This window comes from Kribbella hippodromi, assembly GCF_039531045.1.
In the GTDB taxonomy this organism is placed as follows: Bacteria; Actinomycetota; Actinomycetes; order Propionibacteriales; family Kribbellaceae; genus Kribbella; species Kribbella hippodromi.
In genome coordinates, this window is the sequence record NZ_BAAAPH010000008.1 from 229,616 (window position 1) to 248,293 (window position 18,678).

The following is an 18,678-nucleotide window of genomic DNA, read 5'->3' on the forward strand; positions in this document are numbered from 1 at the left end:
GCCATCACCCACAGCAGTGAAAGACCGACCGGTCGCACGACTCGCGACCTGAATGAGGAAGGCTGAAAGATGCGTCCACGCGTCGAAGGCAGGCTCCCCGGACTCCTGCAGGCGAAGGCCAGCCGCCGAGGGTTCCTGATCGGTGCCGGCAGTATCGGCCTGGCCACGGCCATGGCCGGCTGCGGTTCCGGCGGGTCCGGTGGCTCCGGCAAGAACGGCACTCTGACCATCTGGGCGTCGACGACGTTCGTCCCCGGTGGCGAATCGGCCCTGAGCAAGGCGGCCGACGATTTCGGTTCCAAGAACGATGTCAAGGTCACGGTCCAGGGCTTCGCGGCCAACGACCTGATCAACAAGATCACCACCACGCTCAGCGGCGGTGGCGGCCCGGACCTGGTGATCGTCGACGTCTCCCAGGTCGCGCAGCTGGCCGCGGCCAAGCTGCTGGCCGACCTGACCGACCGGGTCACCCCGATCAAGAGCCAGTTCTTCCCCGGCAACATCGCCGCCGCGACCTCCGAGGGCAAGATCTACGCGGTCCCGTACGACACCTCGAACGTCGCGCTGTTCTACAACAAGAAGATGTTCGAGAAGGCCGGCATCAGTGCGCCGCCGACCACCTGGGACGAGCTGCGTTCCGCTGCCAAGGAGCTGACCGGCGGCGGCAAGTACGGCTACATGCTGGGTGCGAAGGGCTACGGCTCGTACCTGTACTGGCCGTGGTTGTGGCAGAACGGTGGCCAGGTCACCACCCCCGACTTCACCAAGGCGACGTTCGACAGCCCGGAGGGCCTGGAGGCGTGGCAGTTCTACGCCGACCTGTACCTGAAGGACAACGTCGTCCCGCCGACCTTCCTCGGGGTGACCGACTCGTGGGACCAGTTCCTGCAGCCGTTCATGACCGAGACGGTCGCGATGATGCCGATGGGTGACTTCGGCATCGCGCCGCTGGCCAAGGGCAACCCGAAGCTCGAGTACGGCGTCGCGCCGATGCCCAAGAAGGTGCAGAGCTCCACTGTCCTCGGTGGCAACGCGGTCGCGGTGACGAAGGCGGCGAAGAACGCCGACCTGGCCTGGAAGTTCACCTCCTGGCTGACCTCGGCGGAGCAGGAGAAGGTGCTGGAGGAGGGCTACAAGCGGATCCCGGCCCGTACCGACATCACCGGCTCGGACTTCGCCGGCAAGGACCCGGCCCGCGCAGTGTTCGTCCAGCAGGCCGCTACCGCTGTGTCCCGCCCGCCGGTGCCGAACTGGGGTGCGATCGAGTGGGGGGTGATGGCCGACGCGTGGGACTCGGTGATCCAGAAGAAGAAGGCCCCGGCCGACGCGCTGAAGGCGGCCGCGACCGACTCGACCGCGAAGCTGACCAAGAAATAGAGGACCGATGACTCTGACCGAGGTCAAGCACACTCCGGCAGGGCCGTCGCCGGCTGCCGCATCGGTGCGACCTTTGCGACAGCGTCTGACCGCTCTGTCACCGTTTCTCTACCTCCTGCCGGCGCTGCTGGCGCTGGCCGGAATCCTTGGCTACCCGGTGCTCGACGCGATGTGGACGAGTCTCAAGCACAGTGTGCCGACGGACCCGTCCGCCGACCGGTTCACCGGGCTGGCCAACTATCGCGCCATCTTCGGCAACGGCGCGTTCTGGACCGCGCTCGGCCACACCGGCCTGTGGGCGCTCGCGAACCTGGTGCTGCAGCTGACGCTCGGCTTCGGGCTCGCGTTGCTGATGCACCAGAAGCTGGCCGGCCGCGCCCTGTTCCGCAGCGTGGTGATCATCCCGTGGGTGGTGCCGTCGGTGGTCGTCGCGGTCATCTGGCGGTACCTGCTGGACCCGACGTCCGGTCCGCTGAACCAGTTCCTGATGAGTACCGGCCTGACTCAGGAGCCGGTGCTGTGGCTGGCGAACCAGGCGACGGCGATGCCGGTCGTGATCCTGCTCAGCGTCTGGAAGTGGACGCCGTTCGTCGCGGTGATCCTGCTGGCCGGGCTGCAGGCGATCCCGGAGGAGCTGCACGAGGCCGCGATGATCGACGGGGCCGGTCTGTGGGGACGGCTGCTGCACGTCGTCATCCCGGGCATCCGCACTTCGCTGACGCTGGCGAGCCTGCTCACGGTCGGCTACTCGGTGAACAACTTCAACGGAATCTGGCTGTTCACCCAGGGCGGCCCGATCGGTGCGACCGAAACGCTGACGACGTTCGCCTATCGCAAGGCGTTCACCGAATTCGACTTCGGCAGCGCGGCAGCGGTCGCCGTGGTGCTCTTCGCCGGGTTGTTCATCGTCAGTACGGCGTACTTCTTCAGCGTCGAGGGACGGAAGGGGCGCAAACTGTGACCACCCAACGCAGGCTCGGGAGGCTGGGGCTGTACGGCGGGATGCTGGTGGCCCTGGTGGTTTTCGTCGGGCCGTTCCTGTACGCGGTCCTGTCCAGCCTGAAACAGCCGTCGGAACTGAACGGGGTGGTGAAGAGCTTCCTGCCCGGGACGCTCTACACCGAGAACTACACGAACCTGTTCCGGACCAGCAACTTCCCGGTGTACCTGGTGAACAGCCTGGTGGTCGCGGTCGTGACGACGGCGCTGTCCTTGCTGATCGCGATCCTGGCCGGGTATGCGCTGGCCAGGTTCAAGTTCGCGGGCAACCGGCTGCTGCTGTTGTCGGTGGTGAACATGCAGATGTTCCCGGCCGTCCTGATGGCGGTCCCGCTGTACAAGATCCTCCGTGAGCTGGACATGCTGAACAGCCGGACCGGGCTGACCATCGTGTACGTGACGCTGGCGCTGCCGTTCTGTATCTGGATGATGCGCAACTACTTCCTGACCGTACCGATCGAGGTCGAGGAAGCGGCGCTGATCGACGGGTGCAACATGTTCACCGCGCTGTGGCGAGTGGCCTTGCCGCCCGCGCTGCCCGGTGCGGCGGCGGCCGGGGCGTTCTGCGTGGTGAATGTGTGGGACGAGTTCCTGTACGCGAACACGTTCATCGACAGCGACGAGAACCGGACGTTGTCGGTCGGTCTGAACTCGCTGATCGGGCAGTACACGACCGACTGGGGTCAGTTGCTCGCGGGCGGGGTGGTGATGACGATCCCGGTGGTGATCATCTTCGCGTTCCTGCAGCGGTACCTGACCCAGATCGCGGGAGGCGGCGTGAAGGGATGACCGAACTGTTGCGCGGCGGCCGTGGCGCCGACGGTCTCCCGGTGGACCTCCGGATTGCCGGCGGTCTGATCGACGAGCTCGGTACGTTGACCCCGCGCCCTGGTGAAGCGGTGGTCGAGTTGGAAGGCCGGCTGGTCCTGCCGGCCTTCGCCGAGCCGCATGTCCATCTGGACAAGGCGTTCACGGCCGAACTGGCCGCCAACCGGACCGGTGATCTGCTCGGCGCGATGACGTCGTACTCGGCGGTCGCGTCGACCCAGCGGGGTGACGCGATCGCCGTCCGCGCGATGCGGGCGCTGCGCTTGTTCGTTGCCGCCGGCACCACGGCCGTACGCTGCCAGATCGGTGCTGGGCGGTTGTCCGGGGTGACCGCGATCGAGGCGCTGGCGAAAGTACGTGAGCGGGTGTCGGCGTATGTGGAGCTGCAGATCGTCGCGCATGCCGGCGTACCGGACGGTGGCGCGGCCGGGCATCGGGCGTTGCTGCACCGGGCGCTCGATGCGGGCGCCGACCATCTTGGCGGGAATCCGTTCTTGGAGGACGATCCGGAGCTGGCGCTGGAGACCTGTCTCGAGGTCGCGCTCGATCGCGGCGTCGAGCTGGATCTGCATGTCGACGAATCGCTTGCTTCGGTGACGCTGGACCGGGTCGCGGCACGGGCCCTCGAGAGCGGTACGCGGGTGGTGGCGGCGCACTGTGTCTCGCTTGGTGGGCTGCCTGATCCGCAGGCCAAGGAGATCGCTGCCGCCGTTGCCGCGGCCGGGATGTCGGTGGTGACGCTGCCGATGACGAACCTGTTCCTGCAAGGTCGGGACGTACTGAGCGCAAAGCCCCGTGGGCTGACTGCGATCGACGCGCTGCGCGCCGCCGGGGTCCGGGTCGCGGCCGGGTCGGACAATGTCCGTGACCCGTTCAACTTGGTGGGTCGTTGCGATCCGTTGGAGATCGCGTCGCTGCTGGTGACCGCGGGCCATCAGCAGCCGATGGACGCGGCCGGCATGGTCGGGTCCGAGGCACGCGCCGTGATGGGTCTGCCCGCGGGCGGTTTGGTTGCCGGTGCGCCGGCTGATGTGGTTGCGCTGGGCGCCGGGGATCTGGACGATGCCATCGCCCGGGCGCCAGGCGATCGACTCGTCTGGCACCGCGGGCAGTTGGTGGCACAAACAGTCACCACTACGGACGTACCGTTCTAATGGCGCCTGGTAAGCGGGATGGTCAGGACCAGCAGGGCGGCGCAGAGCAGGTAGGTGCCGGGCAGCTCCAGGCTGGTTGCGGCAAGCAAGCCGATGCCGTAGGCACCGATTCCGGTGCCGGCATCGAAGGCCGTGTTCCACACCGCGCTCGCGGTCACCGCCTGCTCCGGCGGCGTGCGCTCGAACACGGCGATCTGGGTGAGGCTCTGCGTCGCGCCGTACCCGATGCCGAAGAGCGCGACGCCGGCCAGCAGCGCGGCCGTACGTCCGTGGCCCTGCAGTGCGATGGCAACGAGGGCCAGGCCAACGATGCCGGCGGCAATCATCGTCGGCTGCAAACCTCGACCGCCGAATCGGTCATGGATGTGTCCTATCCGCCAGCGGCTGACGGTGCTGCACACTCCGAGTACGAGCAGGGCGATCGTGGCGAGCGAGCCGTCCGGGCGGGCGATCGGCAGGAACGTCAGCAGGCCGCCGCCGGAGAGCATCACGACCAGGAGCACGATGGCCGGCCCGCTCGCGGAGCGTACGGCCGGTCCGGCGGCGGTCTTGGTGTGCGGAGAGTCGTCTTGGCGGCGCCGGAGTCGCAGCACGAACGGGATCGCCAGCAAGGGCGCGGCGGCCAGTACGGCGACCCACCCGAACCGGCCGGACGAGGTCAGCGCGGCACCGGCCGGGATGGCGATCAGGTTGGGGACCGCGATGCACAGCCCGTACACGCCGATCGCTTCGCCGCGTCGATCGGCCGGTGCGACCGACGTACTGAGCAGGGCGCCGATCACGGTCAGGATCGCGAAGCCGATGCCGCGTACGGCCGAGATCGCGGCCAGCCAGCCGAGGCTGTCGCTGAGCAGGTAGAGGGGCGCGGGGGAGCCGAGCGCGATCAGGCCGATCACGAGCAGGACCGGCGTACCCAGGCGGCGTTCGAGCCACGGGACGACCGCCTGGACGGCGACCGTGCAGCCGAGCATGACGGCTGTCACCGCGCCGGCCGATCCGGCACCGGTGCCGCCGCGAACCGCGTACGAGGGCAGCGACGCGAGGGTCAGGAAGAAGCTCGAGAAACCGAGCGTGGTCAGGACGGCCAGCTGCCGGACGGCGGGCAGCCGCCACAGGCTGGTGCGAACCGGGACGGCCGCGGAGTTGGTCATGGATGCAACCTCGAACAGTTCCTCCCGGCCCGCGCTTCCGATCCCGCGCCCCGGCCGAGGGCGGCGCACCCTCGCAGAGGCGAAGGAACCACGCCGAACAGCAGCCATTATGCGCGACCGAAGCCGTTTGAGGGAGTGATCCGCGATGCGTGAGGTGCTGAACCGGCTGCTGGAGTGGTGGAACGCCGACCAACCGGTGGCGATGGCAACCGTCGTGGCGACGTTCAAGTCGGCGCCGCGGCTGCCGGGTGCGGCCATGCTCGTCGGGCCTGACAGCGAGGCGGTCGGCAGCGTGTCCGGTGGGTGCGTCGAGGGCGCGGTGTATCAGCTCGGTGAGGAGGTCGTCGCGTCGGGTGAACCCGTGCTGCAGCGGTACGGCGTGAGTGACGAGTCGGCGTTCGCGGTCGGGCTGACGTGCGGCGGGATCCTGGATGTGTTCGTGGAGCGCGTGGATCGCACGTCGTACCCGGAGCTGGGTGAAGTCGCGGCCGACATCGAGGCGGGGCGGCCGGTCGCGGTGGCGACGGTGGTGGCGCATCCGGATGCGGCGCGGGTCGGGCGGCGGATCGTCGTACGGCCGGAAGGTGCCGCGATCACCGGGACGCTCGGTTCGGACCGGATGGATGACGCGGTCGTTGATGACGTACGCGGCTTGCTGGCGAACGGTCGGTCGGAGACGCTCGAGTACGGGCCGGACGGGCAGCGGCGGGGTGCCGGGATGCGGGTGTTCGTTTCGTCGTACGCGCCGGTGCCGCGAATGCTGGTGTTCGGCGCGATCGACTTCGCTGCCGCGGTGGCGCGGGTCGGGTCGTTTCTTGGGTACCGGGTGACGGTCTGCGATGCCCGTGGTGTGTTCGCCACGGCCACCCGATTCCCATCAGCCGACGAGGTGGTTGTCGACTGGCCGCACCGCTACCTCGCGGCAGAGTCGGCTGCCGGGCGGATCGATGGGCGGACCGTGATCTGTGTACTCACCCATGACCCGAAGTTCGACGTACCACTGCTGGAGATCGCACTACGCCTGCCCGAGGTCGCGTACATCGGCGCGATGGGTTCTCGGCGTACGCACGACGACCGCCTGAAACGCTTGCAGGAGGCTGGGTTGACCGACCTTGAGCTGAGCCGGTTGTCCAGTCCGATCGGCTTGGATCTGGGCGCCCGCACACCGGAGGAAACCGCGATCAGCATTGCTGCCGAGATCATCGCCACCACCTGGGGCGGCGCCGGGAAGCCGCTCTCCACCCTCACCGGCCCAATCCACCACCAGGCGAACTGAGGGGGAGGGTGATGCGGAAGGTGGCGCCGGTTCCGGGGGTGGGGTGGAGGGTGAGCGTGCCTTCGTGGGCGGTGATCAGGGCGTCGGCGATGGACAGGCCGAGGCCGGAGCCGCCGGTGGAGGTTCGGGCGGCGTCGGTGCGGTAGAAGCGTTCGAAGACCCGGTCGGCTTGCTCGGGGGTCAAGCCCGGACCCTGGTCTGTGACGTCAAGGATGAGGGCGGGGGCGTCGTGCAGGCTTCCAGGGCTGAGGGTGAGGGTGATGGGGGTGCCGGCCGGAGTGTGGGTGAGGGCGTTGGTGGTCAGGTTGGTGAGGGCCTGGCGGAGGCGGAGGTCGTCGCCGGAGACCAGGTACGCGGTGCTGTGGTCGGCTGCCAGGGTGATCTCGCGGTCGGGAGCCAGCAACTGGGCGTCGCGGACGGCGTCGATGGCCAGCGCGAGTACGTCTACCGGTTGACGGGCCAGGGCGCGTTGCTGGTCCAGGCGGGCGAGCAGGAGCAGGTCATCCACCAAGGTGCTGACGCGAGTGGCTTCGGTGCCGACGGTGGCGAGGATTCGTTCCAGGTCGGCGCGGTCGCGGGGCGGGCCGGTGTGCGCGTGGTCGGCCCAGGCGCGGATCACGGCCAGTGGTGTCCGCAGGTCATGTCCGGCATCGGCGACGAACCGCCGCATCCGCTCCTCCGATCGCCGGGCGGTCGCCACCGATTGAGCTCGCGCCTCGAACGCCTCCTCGATCTGGTGCAGCATGGTGTTCAGCGCCCGGCAAAGGCGGCCGAGCTCGGTTTGCGGTGGATGGTCGGGGACGCGCTGGGACAGGTCACCGGCAGCGATGGCGGCCGCGGTCTGCTCGACCTCGGCGAGTGGTCGCAGGCCGGCCCGGATCAGCACCACGCTGACGATCGACAGCATTAACAGGCCAAGCGCACCGACGATCAGGTCAATGCGGATCAGTTCGGAAATCGTCGAGTCCAGCTCACCCGTCGCGGCCGCGACCACCACCCAGCCGGAGTTCTCGGGCAGCGGCTTCACCAGGACCCTCCAGCTGGCATCGGCATCGAGCGCCGCCACGGTCACCGGCGTACCGGTATGCGCTTTGAGCCACGCAGCATCCGCCGGCACCTCCGGGCCCCCGGTCGCTTGGCCATGATCGTTCACCACCGTCCCGTTGGCGTCACGCTGCTGGACCCGGTACAGGCCGCGCCCGCCGCAGGCACCGTCGGTCGGTGGCTCGCCCGGATTCTTGGCCAGCGGCACATCCGGATAGCAGTTGACGACCGCCGACAGTTGGTCGTCCAGCCGATCCACCAACTGTCCACGGAGGACAGCCACTCCGATCGCACTGATCGCGACCAGGGCGACGGCGACCAGCAGGACGACGGCCGCCACGAGGCGTACGCGCAACGGCAGCCGGGCGAGCGGCCGCCGATTCACCGGTCGGTCCGCAGCACGTACCCGACGCCGCGCAGGTTGTGGATCAGCCGGCTGCCGGGCTCACCGATCTTCCGGCGCAGGGCGTGGATGTACGTCTCCACGATCCCGCTGTCGCCGCGGAAGTCGTAGTTCCAGACGTGATCGAGGATCTGCGCCTTGGACAGCACCCGGCCGGGATTCGTCATGAAGTAGCGGAGCAGTTTGAACTCGGTCGGCGACAGCGCGATCGACTTGCCGGCCCGCCACACCTCGTACGTCTCCGGGTCGAGTTCGAGGTCGGCGAAGACCAGCCGGGGACTCGCGACCGCGACGTACTGCCGGCGCAGCACGACATGAATCCGCGCGATCACCTCGTCGAGGCTGAACGGCTTGGTGATGTAGTCGTCGCCGCCGATGGTCAGGCCGCGGATCTTGTCGTCGGTGGCGTCCCGCGCGGTCAGGAACAGGACCGGCGCGGTGGTGCTGGTCCGCAGCTGGCGCAACACCTCGAACCCGTCCAGGTCCGGCAGCATCACGTCCAGGACGATCGCGTCCGGCCGGTGCCGCTTGGCCTCGGCCAGCGCCGCTTGCCCGGTCGTCGCGGTCGCGGTGTCGAAACCCGCGTAACGGAGACTGCCGGCCAGGACTTCGAGGAGATTCGGCTCGTCTTCGACCACCAGCAGCCGCGGTTTTGCCTCGCTGTTCATTTCTCTCGCAATCGCCGGTGGCCAAGGTCCGCGAGTGATCGGCGTGCAGGGCGCCGGCCTGACCTGGGAGTGACGACGATGGGCAGAACAACCGCAAGGGCGTACGTACGGACCGCCGCGCTGGCCGCCGCCGTACTGAGCGGTGTGCTGCTGGTGGGCTGCGGAAACAGTTCACCCGAGGCGACGGGATCGAGTAGTGCGAGCCCGAGCAGTACGAAGGATCGCGGACTCGAGTTCGCCAAGTGCATGCGTGAGAACGGCGTGAAGAACTTCCCGGACCCGAGTGACAACGGCAGTCAGGTGCTGGGCAAGGACTCCGGCGTCGATCCGTCGTCGGCGTCGTTCAAGAAGGCGCAGGAGGCCTGCAAGGACTTGATCCCGCAGATCGACAACGAGTCGGCCGGCGGTCAGCCGGCCGACCTGGTGAAGTCGCGGGTGTGGGCGAAATGCGTGCGGGACCACGGGGTTCCGCAGTTCCCGGACCCCGAGATCGACGGCAAGGTCACGGTCATCGACATGACCAACGTGCCGAACGAGCCGGGCGGGCCACTGGACTCCGCGCTGGAGGCCTGTGAGGACAAGCGCCCGGCCGGAAACCTGACGATGCAAAGCGGAGGCGGCAAGTGAGACGCCGGCCTTTCGTCCGCACCACGGTGATCGTGCTGGCCCTCGGCGCGGTCGGCGCTGCGGGCGCGGTCGCTGCTACCGGCGTACTCGGCACCGGCAGCGGAAGCACTTCCTCGGCAACCGCGTCCACCCCGTCCAGTACGGCGGAGGTCAAGCAGACGACCCTGACGCGCACCGAGACCGTGGACGGTTCGCTCGGGTACGGCGGCACCACACCCGTACAGGTGGCCGGCCAGGCTGCGGGCACCCTCACCTGGCTCCCCGCGGCGGGTCAGGTACTCACTCGCGGTGAGCCCGTTTACAGCGTGGACGCGAAGAAGGTGCCACTCCTGTACGGTGCGACGCCGCTCTATCGCACGCTGACCGTCGGGTCGGAAGGTCCGGACGTCACCATGCTCGAACAGAACCTCAGCGCCTTGGGCTACACCGGCTTCACGGTGGATCACGAGTACACGGCGCGGACGGCAACCGCCGTACGCGCCTGGCAGGAAGCCCTCGGCCGCAAGGAAACCGGAACCATCGCACCCGGCGAAGTGGTAGTTGCCTCAGGCCCCAAAAGGGTTGCCGTCGTCAACGGAATCCTCGGTACGCCTGCCGGCGGCGCGGTCCTGACCTGGACCGGTACCGGGCGGGTCGTCACCGTCGAGCTGGAGACCCAGTACGAGGACCTGATCAAGGTCGGCGCCAAGGCGATCGTCGAGCTGCCCGACGGGACCGAGGTGGAGGCAGTCGTTGCTTCGATCGGCACCACGGCCACCGCAAAGTCTGGCGCTTCGGGCGACAGCAGCACGGTCACCCTGCCGGTCACGCTGACAGTCGCCGATCAGAAGAAGCTCGGCCGGTACCAGGCCGCTCCGGTGAACGTCACGGTCGCGGCGGAGAGTCGCCGGAACATCCTCGCCGTACCCGTCAACGCCCTGGTGGCGCGCGAGGGTGGTGGGTACGCGGTGCAGGCGGTGACCGGAAGCGGCGTGGAGTACAAGCCGGTGAAGCTCGGTATGTTCGCGGACGGTCTGGTCGAGATCTCCGGTGCCGGGATCACCAAAGGCCTGAAGGTGGGGATTCCGGAATGAGGCCACCGATTGTGGAACTGACCGGCGTGTCCAAGCGCTACGGCGAAACTGCCGCCCTCGCCGACGCGCGCCTCGTGGTCCAGCGGCGCGAGCTGCTGGCGATCGTCGGCCCGTCCGGTTCCGGCAAGTCGACGATGCTGAACATCATCGGAACGTTGGCGCGCCCAACCTCCGGTACGGTCCGGATCGACGGTCACGACGTGAACGACCTGTCCGACCGGGAACTGTCCGCGTTGCGCGCCGCCGTGATCGGATTCGTCTTCCAGTCGTTCCATCTGGCTCCGGGCGTACCCGCGCTGGATGCGGTCGCGGACGGGATCTTGTATCGCGGGCTGCCGCTGCGCGCACGCCGCCGTCGCGCCCGGGAGGCCTTGCAGCAAGTCGGACTGGGCCACCGGATGTCCAACGAGCCGCACCAACTGTCCGGTGGCGAACAGCAGCGGGTGGCGATCGCCCGCGCAGTGGTCGGCGCGCCGCCGCTCTTGCTGGCCGACGAACCGACCGGTGCGCTCGACTCTCGCTCCGGCGCGGTCGTGATGGAGCTGCTGCGCGAGCTGCACGACGCCGGGACGACAGTGGTCGTGATCACCCATGATCGGGACATCGCGGCGTCGCTGCCCCGCCAGGTGCGGCTCAAGGACGGCCGGATCGAGTACGACTCGGATCTGCGGGTGACCGCATGACGACGCAAACCCTGCCGCGTCCCAAGCCGGCCCGGTTGAGTCCGGTGGACGCGCTTCGTACCGGTGGTTCCGGGCTGCGTACGCGGCCGTTGCGGGTGTTCTTGTCGGCGCTGGGCATCGCGATCGGGATTGCCGCGATGATCGGTGTCGTCGGGATCTCCACGTCCAGCCAGGAGGAGCTCAATCGCAAACTCGCCGCGCTCGGTACCAACCTGCTGACGCTGACGCCCGGTCAGACGTTCAGCGGCAGTGCGGCGCATCTCCCGGAGCAGTCGGTGCCGATGGTCCGGGGCATCGACGGCGTCGAATCGGTGTCGGCGATCGGCAAGACCGCGGCGAAGGTCTACCGCAACGATCACGTCCCGGCCGTGCAGACCGGTGGCATCTCTGTGTACGCGGCCCGGATCGACCTCCCGGGCACTATCGGTATCGACCTCGTGCAGGGGCGATGGCTCGACGAAGCCTTGGAGCACTACCCGGCGGTCGTCCTTGGTGCGAAGGCGGCGCAGGAGTTCGGCGTGTACGACGTGAACGCGGGCGTACTGGTCTGGCTCGGTGATCGGTGGTTCAGCGTGGCCGGTGTGATGGCCGCGAACGAGTTGGCGCCCGAACTGGACTCGGCGGCCCTGGTCGGGTGGCCGGTCGCGAAGAGCGAACTGGCGTTCGACGGGTATCCGACCACCATCTACACGCGGGCGGCGGACGCGAAGGTCGAGGACGTCCAGCAGGTGCTCGGCGCGACGGCAAATCCGGAGAACCCGAACGAGGTCGAGGTGTCTCGGCCCTCAGACGCTCTGGAAGCGAAGCAGGCAACGGACGAAGCGCTGTCCGGTCTGCTGCTCGGACTGGGCGCCGTGGCGTTGCTGGTCGGCGGCGTTGGGGTTGCCAACACCATGGTGATCTCGGTGCTGGAACGACGGGCCGAGATCGGTCTCCGGCGTGCACTGGGTGCGACGCGCGGTCAGATTCGCGGGCAGTTCCTGTGCGAGTCGTTGTTACTGTCCGCGCTCGGTGGAACCGGCGGCGTTGCCTTGGGGATCGCGGTCACCGCCGGGTACGCGAGTTATCAGCACTGGCCGACGGTGGTGCCGGTCTGGGCGATGGCGGGTGGGGTCGGCGCGACGTTGGTGATCGGTTGTCTTGCCGGGTTCTATCCGGCGGTCCGCGCGGCCAGGCTGCCACCAACCGAAGCGCTGGCTGCCAGTTAGCGGGTTTCCACGCTGCGTGCGGCTGTGAGGTCGGCGACAGTGCCCGAAAGGGTCAACTTTCCTGGGGGTCGGGGCGTCTTGTGTGGTTGTAGAGGCGCTGCTGGGACGAGCTTGGGGGTTCGGAGATGTGGACGAAGGTCAGGTTGCCGATTGTGCTTGCGATCGGGGCTGCGGTGGCGATCTGGAGTCTGCATGCGGCGGTGTCGGGGGGCGGTACGAAGGCCAGTGCGGCGCAGGCACCGCATTCGGTGAAGGTGACGCCTTCGGCAAGCCCGTCCAGCTCGAACACGCCGAGTACGGCGGCGACTACCAAGTCCGTTGAACAGGCGAAGGGGAAGGTCGTTTACCTGACCTTCGACGACGGGCCGGACCCGGTGTGGACGCCGCAGGTGCTTGCGGTGCTGGCGAAGCACAACGCGCACGCGACGTTCTTCGAGCTCGCGGAGCACGCCGATGCGCATCCGGACCTGGTCGACGAGGTGCGTGCGGCCGGTAACGCGATCGGTAACCACTCGATCTCGCACCCGAAGCTGACCAAGCTGTCGCCCGCGCAGTTGCACCACCAGGTGGCGAACGGGATGCAGACCAAGTGCTTCCGGCCGCCGTACGGCGCGACCAATCCGCGGGTGAAGGCGGAGATCAAGCGGGACGGGATGCAGCAGGTGCTGTGGGACGTCGACACCAACGACTGGAAGCGGCCGGGCGCCGCGACGATCGCCAACCGGATCGTGGCCGGTGCGCGGCCGGGCGCGATCATCCTGATGCATGACGGCGGCGGTAACCGGTCGCAGACGGTCGCGGGGGTGGACCAGGCGCTGACCAAGCTGGCGGCGCGCGGGTACGGATTCGCCACCCTGTCCTGCTGATCGGCCTACTGATCCGGCCGGCCTGCTGAAGCGGTCAGGAATCGAGAAGCGGCTGGGTGCCGCGGCTACCTACCTTGAAGGCATGACAACTCTTCATGGTGTGGTTCTGGAAGTGGCCGACAAGACAGCGGCCGAGCGGTTCCTGGCAGAGGCCTTCGGGCTGGCCGAGCAGGTGCGGGTACGGGAGTCCGGTGCGGCAACGTCCGGTTTCCGGGGATTCACCTTGTCGCTGACGGTGGGTCAGCCGAGTACGGTGACCAGCTTGTTCGAGAGCGCGATCGCCGCCGGGGCGACGGTGATCAAGCCGGTCACCAAGTCGTTCTGGGGGTACGGCGGCACGCTGCAGGCGCCGGACGGCACGATCTGGAAGATCGCGACGTCGGAGAAGAAGGACACCGGCCCGGCGACCCGGGCGATCGATTCGGTGGTGCTGCTGCTCGGCTGCGCGGATGTTGCCGTGAGCAAGAAGTTCTACGTCGAGCACGGGCTGACGGTGGCGAAGAGCTTCGGGCGCAAGTACGTCGAGTTCGACACCACCGGTCCGCTGAAGCTGGCGCTGTACGGGCGCAAGGCGCTGGCCAAGGACGCCGGCGTACCCGCCGACGGAACCGGCTCGCACCGGCTCGCCCTGACCGCGGACGCCGGAAACTTCACCGACCCGGACGGCTTCACCTGGGAACCCGCGCCCGCCCCCTCAGGGGTCAGCCCCTCGGACGGTGGCTTGGCCCCCGAGAATTTCGTGGCCAAACCCACCAGCTCAGGGGTCAACCCCTGAGACGGGCAGCCGGGGCTTGACGGGGGGACTCGGCTGCTGCAAGGTTTACAGCGCTGCATTACAGCGCTGTAAATCGAGTGGAAAGCAGGGCGATGCGTCCCGACATCGTGGTGGTGATGACCGATCAGCAGCGGGTGGGGCTGACTCGGCGGAGCGGGTATCCGGTGGACACGATGCCGTTCGTCGACGGGCTCGCGGCCGCCGGCACGGACTTCCGGCAGGCGTACACGGCCGCTCCGGCGTGCGTTCCGGCGCGGACCAGTCTGCTGACCGGCCGGTTCCCCAGCGCACATGAAGTCAGGCAGAACAGCACCGCGGAGTACGCCCGGTACGCCGAGGACCTGGTCGATGTACTGCGGACCGCCGGCTACCAGCTGCACTTCGCGGGCAAACCGCATATGCACAGAGCAGCGGCCGACTTCGACACGTACGCGGGCCCGTACTTCCACACCCAAGGCCCCGAGCACAACGCCGGCGAGGCGGAGTTCGACGCCTGGCTCGACCGTCTCGATCATGGCGTGGCCGATGAGCCGACGCCGTACGACCTGAAGTGCCAGCTGCCGTACCGGATCACCTCCGACGCCATCCTTGCGGTCGAGGCGGCCGATCCCGATCAACCCGGCCTGTTCTGGGTTTCGTATCCGGAGCCGCACAACCCGTACCAGGTCCCGCGGCCGTACTTCGACCTCGTCAAACCCGAGGACGTCCCGGATCGCCGTACCGGTCCGGAAGCAGCCGAGGCCAAGGGCGGCGCGTACGCGTGGCTGCGGACGCTCCAGGAAGAGAAACGCCCCGGGTACGACGACAACTGGCGTCGCTACACCGCCAACTATCTCGGCATGCTGCGCTTGCTCGACGATCAGATCCGCCGCCTGCATGACGGTCTCGCCCAGCGCGACCGGCCGCGGTTGACGATCGTGCTGGCCGATCATGGCGATTACGTCGGTGAGTACGGCCTGCAGCGCAAGGGTGCCGGGCTGTCCGAGTTCCTGATGCGCATCCCGCTGATCGTGACCGGTGACGGTATCGCCGTGCAGCAACGCGACGAGCCGGTCTCGATCGTCGACGTACTCCCGACCATCTGCGAGGCCGTCGGCCAGCCGATCCCGGCCGGTGTTCAAGGTCGCAGCCTGCTCCCGCTCGCCCACGGCGCGGACGCTCCGGCGGAGGAGTTCGGCAGCATCATCGCCGAGCAGGGCTACGGCGGCCGCGCGTACGACGTGACCGATCGCCCGCCGCTGCATTTCGACTACGACGGCCCGACGTTCGACGAACTGAACACCGTCACCCAATCCGGCGCGGCCCGGCTGTTGCGCAGTGGCCGCTGGAAGCTCGTCGTGCACGCGGATCTCGCGGGTGAGCTCTACGACCTGGAGGCCGACCCGGCCGAGCTCGACAACCGTTTCGACGACGTGCGTCACCTGGCTGTCCGGGCCCGGTTGCTGCACCAGCTGGCCCGCTGGCAGGCGCGGCTCACCGACGACCTCCCGAAGGGCAACTACGTACCGCTTCGCCAGGCCCACAACTGGCGCTGGGCCGCCACAACCAGGGAGAACCACTGATGACCAAGTTCACCCGCCGGACCCTGTTGGGCCTCGGCGCCGCCACCGCTGCCGCGACGATGCTCCCCGGTTGTTCCGGCGGCAAGTCCGGGCCGATGCGGGTCTCCTGGTACGGGCCCGACCCGGTGACCAAGGCGCTCAACAACGCCCTCAACGCCTGGAAGGCGAGTGGCGGCGCCGAGTACACCGCGGAGAGCGCGCCGTTCGACGACTACTGGGACAAGCTGGCCACGCAGACCTCCGGCAACAACGCGCCCGACGTACTGCGGATGTCGATGAGCTACTTCAGTGACTACGCCGGGCGGAGTGCGCTGAAGGACCTTGGTTCGTTGGGGATCGACACGTCCGGTCTGGACAAGGACGTGGCGAGCAGTGGCGTTGCCGATGGCAAGAACTTCGGCATCGGTCAAAGCTCGATCAGCTATTCGATGTACGTCGACGAGGCCGCGGTCAAGCAGGCCGGTGGCAGCGTGCCGGCGCAGGGCTGGACGTGGGACAAGTTCGCCGAGTTCGCCAAGGGGTACGCGGGTGCAGTGCAGGGATCGTACGGCTCCAGCGACCAGGCCGGGAACTTCCAGTTGTTCGAGGTGTGGGCCCGTCAGCACGGTACCGAGTTGTTCGCCGACGATGGCGGAAAGCTTGCCACCAGCAAGGACACCGTGCAGGAGTGGTTCCAGTACTGGGCCGATCTCCGGGCCGCGAAGGCGACGCCGGCGCAGAATGTCAGCGCCGAGACGACCGCCATCGAGAAGTCGTTGATTGCCAAGGGCAAGGCTCCGGTGCAGTTCGGCTGGGTCCAGCAGGTGACGTTCTACCAGCCGCTGGTGAAGAGTCCATTGAGCGTGCTGCCGGTGCCGCAGGGTACGGCGGGTGATCTGAAGGGTCAGTTCGTCAAGGGCCTCGACCTGTGGTGCGTGTCGGCCGCGAGCAAGCATCCGGAGGACGCGGCGAAGCTGATCGGGTTCCTGCTGAACGACGAGAAGGCGATCAAGGCGATCGGCATCCTGCTCGGCGTACCGCCGTCGAAGAAGGCCCGCGACCTGGTGTCGGCCGACGCCGGGTCGGCCGGTGCGCGGGCGATCAAGTACGTCGAAGAGCTGGCCGGGAAGGTCGGTCCGTCGCCGAAACCGTGGCCGAAAGGGTACGGCGAGCTGCTGACCGGCTTCGGCCGCATCGCCGAGAACATCGGCTTCGGCAAGGCGACGCCCGCGTCCGGTGCGACCGAGTTCGTCGACCTGGCCGGAAAGACCCTCGGCCAGTGAGTGATTCGCTCGGTACGCGACTGCGGCGCAGCGGGCCGGCGTACTTGTTCCTGCTGCCCTGGTTCATCGGCGTGGTCGGGCTGACCATCGGACCGATGCTGCTGTCGCTGTACTACTCGTTCACGGACTACGCGCTGCTGAACACGCCCGAATGGAAGGGCCTGCAGAACTACACAGATCTCTTCCAGGACTCGAGGTACCTGCAGTCGTTGAAGGTGACGTTCATCTACGTCGCGGTGTCGGTGCCGTTGGAGATGGCGTTCGCGCTGGCGGTCGCCGTACTGCTCAACAAAGGTTTGCGCGGGCTCGCGGTGTACCGGGCGCTGTACTACGTACCCAGCCTGCTCGGTGGGAGTGTCGCGATCGCCCTGCTCTGGCAGCAGATCTTCGGCAGCGACGGTCTGCTCAACGACATCCTCGGCGTGTTCGGGATTCACGGCCGGGGCTGGATCTCCGAGCCCGGTACGGCGTTGTGGACCCTGATCGTGCTCCGGGTTTGGCAGTTCGGTGCGCCGATGGTGATCTTCCTGGCCGGACTGCGGCAGATCCCGGACGAGGTACTGGAGGCCGCCGAGGTCGACGGTGCGGGCCGATGGCAACGATTTTGGCGGGTCACGCTGCCGTTGCTGTCGCCGGTGGTGTTCTTCAACCTGGTCTTGCAGATCATCGGTGCGTTCCAGGCGTTCACGCCCGCGTTCGTGATCAGCGGCGGCAAAGGTGGACCGTCCGACTCGACGCTATTCTACACGCTCTACCTGTACCAGCAGGCGTTCGGCAACTTCCGGATGGGGTACGCCGCCGCGATGGCCTGGATCCTGCTGCTGATCATCGCGGTCTTCACCGGACTGAACTTCGTCCTCGGCCGCCGCTGGGTGTTCTACGGAGACGAAGGGGCCCGCCGATGAAACGCGTACTCGCCCACGCCGGCCTGATCGCGGGCGCGCTGATCATGCTTTATCCGCTGCTCTGGATGATCAGCGCCTCACTGCGGCCGAACACCGAGATCTTCTCCCGGCCCGGTCTGATCCCGGAGCATCCGACCCTCGGCAACTACGCGCTCGGCTGGTCGTCGACCGGGACCAGTTTCGGCGTGTACCTGATGAACTCGCTGATCATCTGCGCGGCGGTGGTGATCGGCAATGTGCTGACGTGTTCCCTGACCGCGTACGCGTTCGCGCGGCTGGTGTTCGTCGGCCGGAAGGCGCTCTTCGGGTTGATGCTGGCGACGATCATGCTGCCGGCGCACGTGACGCTGATCGCGCAGTACTCGATCTTCCGGAGCCTGGACTGGATCGACACGTTCTGGCCGATGATCGTGCCGAGTTTCCTGGCCACGGACGCGTTCTTCGTGTTCCTGATGGTGCAGTTCATCCGGTCGATCCCGGTCGAACTGGACGACGCGGCGCGGATCGACGGCTGTGGGGCGTGGGGGATCTACCGGCGGATCATCCTGCCGCTGCTGTCCCCGGCGCTGGTGACGACGGCGATCTTCTCGTTCATCTGGACCTGGAACAACTTCTTCGGACAGCTGATCTACCTGTCCACCCGGACGAAGCTGACCGTTCCGATCGCCCTGCGCGGTTTCCTGGACGCCACCGGCAGCTCGCAGTGGGGCGCCCTGTTCGCGATGAGCGTGGTGACGCTGGTGCCGGTGGTCGTGGTGTTCATCGTCTTCCAACGCCGCATCCTCGCTGGAATGGCCCACACCGGCCTCAAATGACA

At 67.8% G+C, this 18,678-nt stretch carries 18 protein-coding genes; 15 read left to right on the forward strand and 3 right to left on the reverse strand.

Annotated features, from left to right (window positions below):
• Nucleotides 1-69 precede the first annotated feature (69 nt).
• The 4 genes from ABD260_RS15050 to ABD260_RS15065 are packed head-to-tail and all read left to right on the forward strand — an operon-like array spanning nucleotide 70 to nucleotide 4,358.
• Complete coding sequence (locus ABD260_RS15050; protein WP_344234119.1) at nucleotides 70-1,377, forward strand: ABC transporter substrate-binding protein; 1,308 nt, start codon at nucleotides 70-72, stop codon at nucleotides 1,375-1,377.
• 7 nt (nucleotides 1,378-1,384) lie between these two features.
• Nucleotides 1,385-2,338 (forward strand): carbohydrate ABC transporter permease, encoded by a 954-nt coding sequence (locus ABD260_RS15055; protein WP_344234120.1) that lies wholly within the window; start codon nucleotides 1,385-1,387, stop codon nucleotides 2,336-2,338.
• Nucleotides 2,335-3,165 (forward strand): carbohydrate ABC transporter permease, encoded by an 831-nt coding sequence (locus ABD260_RS15060; RefSeq protein WP_344234121.1) that lies wholly within the window; start codon nucleotides 2,335-2,337, stop codon nucleotides 3,163-3,165. Before ABD260_RS15055 ends, ABD260_RS15060 begins: the two co-directional genes overlap by 4 nt.
• Nucleotides 3,162-4,358, forward strand: coding sequence for an amidohydrolase family protein (locus tag ABD260_RS15065; RefSeq protein ID WP_344234122.1), 1,197 nt, complete (start codon nucleotides 3,162-3,164; stop codon nucleotides 4,356-4,358). Before ABD260_RS15060 ends, ABD260_RS15065 begins: the two co-directional genes overlap by 4 nt.
• On the opposite strand, the gene ABD260_RS15070 is transcribed toward ABD260_RS15065, so the two are convergent.
• Nucleotides 4,355-5,509 carry an MFS transporter gene (locus tag ABD260_RS15070; RefSeq protein ID WP_344234123.1) on the reverse strand — a complete coding sequence of 385 codons (1,155 nt, stop codon included), beginning with the start codon at nucleotides 5,507-5,509 and terminating at the stop codon, nucleotides 4,355-4,357. The genes ABD260_RS15065 and ABD260_RS15070 overlap by 4 nt on opposite strands.
• A 145-nt stretch (nucleotides 5,510-5,654) precedes the next feature.
• On the opposite strand from ABD260_RS15070, the gene ABD260_RS15075 reads away from it, so the two are divergent.
• Nucleotides 5,655-6,785 (forward strand): XdhC family protein, encoded by a 1,131-nt coding sequence (locus tag ABD260_RS15075; protein ID WP_344234124.1) that lies wholly within the window; start codon nucleotides 5,655-5,657, stop codon nucleotides 6,783-6,785.
• Here ABD260_RS15075 and ABD260_RS15080 read toward each other — a convergent pair.
• The gene (locus ABD260_RS15080; RefSeq protein ID WP_344234125.1) at nucleotides 6,754-8,214 is read right to left on the reverse strand and encodes a sensor histidine kinase; all 1,461 of its coding nucleotides are present in this window, start codon (nucleotides 8,212-8,214) and stop codon (nucleotides 6,754-6,756) included. The genes ABD260_RS15075 and ABD260_RS15080 overlap by 32 nt on opposite strands.
• Nucleotides 8,211-8,900 carry a response regulator transcription factor gene (locus ABD260_RS15085; RefSeq protein WP_344234126.1) on the reverse strand — a complete coding sequence of 230 codons (690 nt, stop codon included), beginning with the start codon at nucleotides 8,898-8,900 and terminating at the stop codon, nucleotides 8,211-8,213. The genes ABD260_RS15080 and ABD260_RS15085 overlap by 4 nt, the downstream gene beginning before the upstream one ends.
• 78 nt (nucleotides 8,901-8,978) lie before the next feature.
• Between ABD260_RS15085 and ABD260_RS15090 the strand changes: the two genes are divergently transcribed.
• The 10 genes from ABD260_RS15090 (at nucleotide 8,979) to ABD260_RS15135 (ending at nucleotide 18,676) form a co-directional block, all read left to right on the forward strand.
• A complete protein-coding gene (locus ABD260_RS15090; protein ID WP_344234127.1) occupies nucleotides 8,979-9,527 on the forward strand; it encodes a hypothetical protein in 549 nt (182 codons plus the stop codon).
• Entirely contained in the window at nucleotides 9,524-10,600 is a 1,077-nt protein-coding gene (locus ABD260_RS15095) for a peptidoglycan-binding protein (RefSeq protein ID WP_344234128.1), read from the forward strand. Before ABD260_RS15090 ends, ABD260_RS15095 begins: the two co-directional genes overlap by 4 nt.
• Nucleotides 10,597-11,283 carry an ABC transporter ATP-binding protein gene (locus tag ABD260_RS15100; RefSeq protein ID WP_344234129.1) on the forward strand — a complete coding sequence of 229 codons (687 nt, stop codon included), beginning with the start codon at nucleotides 10,597-10,599 and terminating at the stop codon, nucleotides 11,281-11,283. The genes ABD260_RS15095 and ABD260_RS15100 overlap by 4 nt, the downstream gene beginning before the upstream one ends.
• Nucleotides 11,280-12,491 carry an ABC transporter permease gene (locus tag ABD260_RS15105; RefSeq protein ID WP_344234130.1) on the forward strand — a complete coding sequence of 404 codons (1,212 nt, stop codon included), beginning with the start codon at nucleotides 11,280-11,282 and terminating at the stop codon, nucleotides 12,489-12,491. The genes ABD260_RS15100 and ABD260_RS15105 overlap by 4 nt, the downstream gene beginning before the upstream one ends.
• A gap of 125 nt (nucleotides 12,492-12,616) precedes the next feature.
• A complete protein-coding gene (locus ABD260_RS15110; protein ID WP_344234131.1) occupies nucleotides 12,617-13,357 on the forward strand; it encodes a polysaccharide deacetylase family protein in 741 nt (246 codons plus the stop codon).
• A gap of 82 nt (nucleotides 13,358-13,439) precedes the next feature.
• Nucleotides 13,440-14,132: a glyoxalase gene (locus tag ABD260_RS15115; RefSeq protein ID WP_344234132.1), complete on the forward strand. Its 693-nt coding sequence runs from the start codon at nucleotides 13,440-13,442 to the stop codon at nucleotides 14,130-14,132.
• 92 nt (nucleotides 14,133-14,224) lie between these two features.
• Entirely contained in the window at nucleotides 14,225-15,694 is a 1,470-nt protein-coding gene (locus ABD260_RS15120; protein WP_344234133.1) for a sulfatase-like hydrolase/transferase, read from the forward strand.
• Nucleotides 15,694-16,956, forward strand: a complete 1,263-nt coding sequence (locus ABD260_RS15125; protein ID WP_344234134.1) for an ABC transporter substrate-binding protein — start codon at nucleotides 15,694-15,696, stop codon at nucleotides 16,954-16,956. Before ABD260_RS15120 ends, ABD260_RS15125 begins: the two co-directional genes overlap by 1 nt.
• A complete protein-coding gene (locus ABD260_RS15130; protein ID WP_344234135.1) occupies nucleotides 16,953-17,861 on the forward strand; it encodes a carbohydrate ABC transporter permease in 909 nt (302 codons plus the stop codon). Before ABD260_RS15125 ends, ABD260_RS15130 begins: the two co-directional genes overlap by 4 nt.
• Nucleotides 17,858-18,676: a carbohydrate ABC transporter permease gene (locus ABD260_RS15135; protein WP_344234136.1), complete on the forward strand. Its 819-nt coding sequence runs from the start codon at nucleotides 17,858-17,860 to the stop codon at nucleotides 18,674-18,676. Before ABD260_RS15130 ends, ABD260_RS15135 begins: the two co-directional genes overlap by 4 nt.
• The last annotated feature ends 2 nt before the right edge of the window (nucleotides 18,677-18,678 follow it).

Bases quoted from the DNA above. Each gene is read 5' to 3' on its own strand.
- ABD260_RS15050 (WP_344234119.1), top strand. From the start codon at position 70: ATGCGTCCACGCGTCGAAGGCAGGCTCCCCGGACTCCTGCAGGCGAAG.
- ABD260_RS15055 (WP_344234120.1), top strand. From the start codon at position 1,385: ATGACTCTGACCGAGGTCAAGCACACTCCGGCAGGGCCGTCGCCGGCT.
- ABD260_RS15065 (WP_344234122.1), top strand. From the start codon at position 3,162: ATGACCGAACTGTTGCGCGGCGGCCGTGGCGCCGACGGTCTCCCGGTG.
- ABD260_RS15070 (WP_344234123.1), bottom strand. From the start codon at position 5,509: ATGACCAACTCCGCGGCCGTCCCGGTTCGCACCAGCCTGTGGCGGCTG.
- ABD260_RS15075 (WP_344234124.1), top strand. From the start codon at position 5,655: ATGCGTGAGGTGCTGAACCGGCTGCTGGAGTGGTGGAACGCCGACCAA.
- ABD260_RS15085 (WP_344234126.1), bottom strand. From the start codon at position 8,900: ATGAACAGCGAGGCAAAACCGCGGCTGCTGGTGGTCGAAGACGAGCCG.
- ABD260_RS15090 (WP_344234127.1), top strand. From the start codon at position 8,979: ATGGGCAGAACAACCGCAAGGGCGTACGTACGGACCGCCGCGCTGGCC.
- ABD260_RS15100 (WP_344234129.1), top strand. From the start codon at position 10,597: ATGAGGCCACCGATTGTGGAACTGACCGGCGTGTCCAAGCGCTACGGC.
- ABD260_RS15105 (WP_344234130.1), top strand. From the start codon at position 11,280: ATGACGACGCAAACCCTGCCGCGTCCCAAGCCGGCCCGGTTGAGTCCG.
- ABD260_RS15110 (WP_344234131.1), top strand. From the start codon at position 12,617: ATGTGGACGAAGGTCAGGTTGCCGATTGTGCTTGCGATCGGGGCTGCG.
- ABD260_RS15115 (WP_344234132.1), top strand. From the start codon at position 13,440: ATGACAACTCTTCATGGTGTGGTTCTGGAAGTGGCCGACAAGACAGCG.
- ABD260_RS15120 (WP_344234133.1), top strand. From the start codon at position 14,225: ATGCGTCCCGACATCGTGGTGGTGATGACCGATCAGCAGCGGGTGGGG.
- ABD260_RS15125 (WP_344234134.1), top strand. From the start codon at position 15,694: ATGACCAAGTTCACCCGCCGGACCCTGTTGGGCCTCGGCGCCGCCACC.
- ABD260_RS15135 (WP_344234136.1), top strand. From the start codon at position 17,858: ATGAAACGCGTACTCGCCCACGCCGGCCTGATCGCGGGCGCGCTGATC.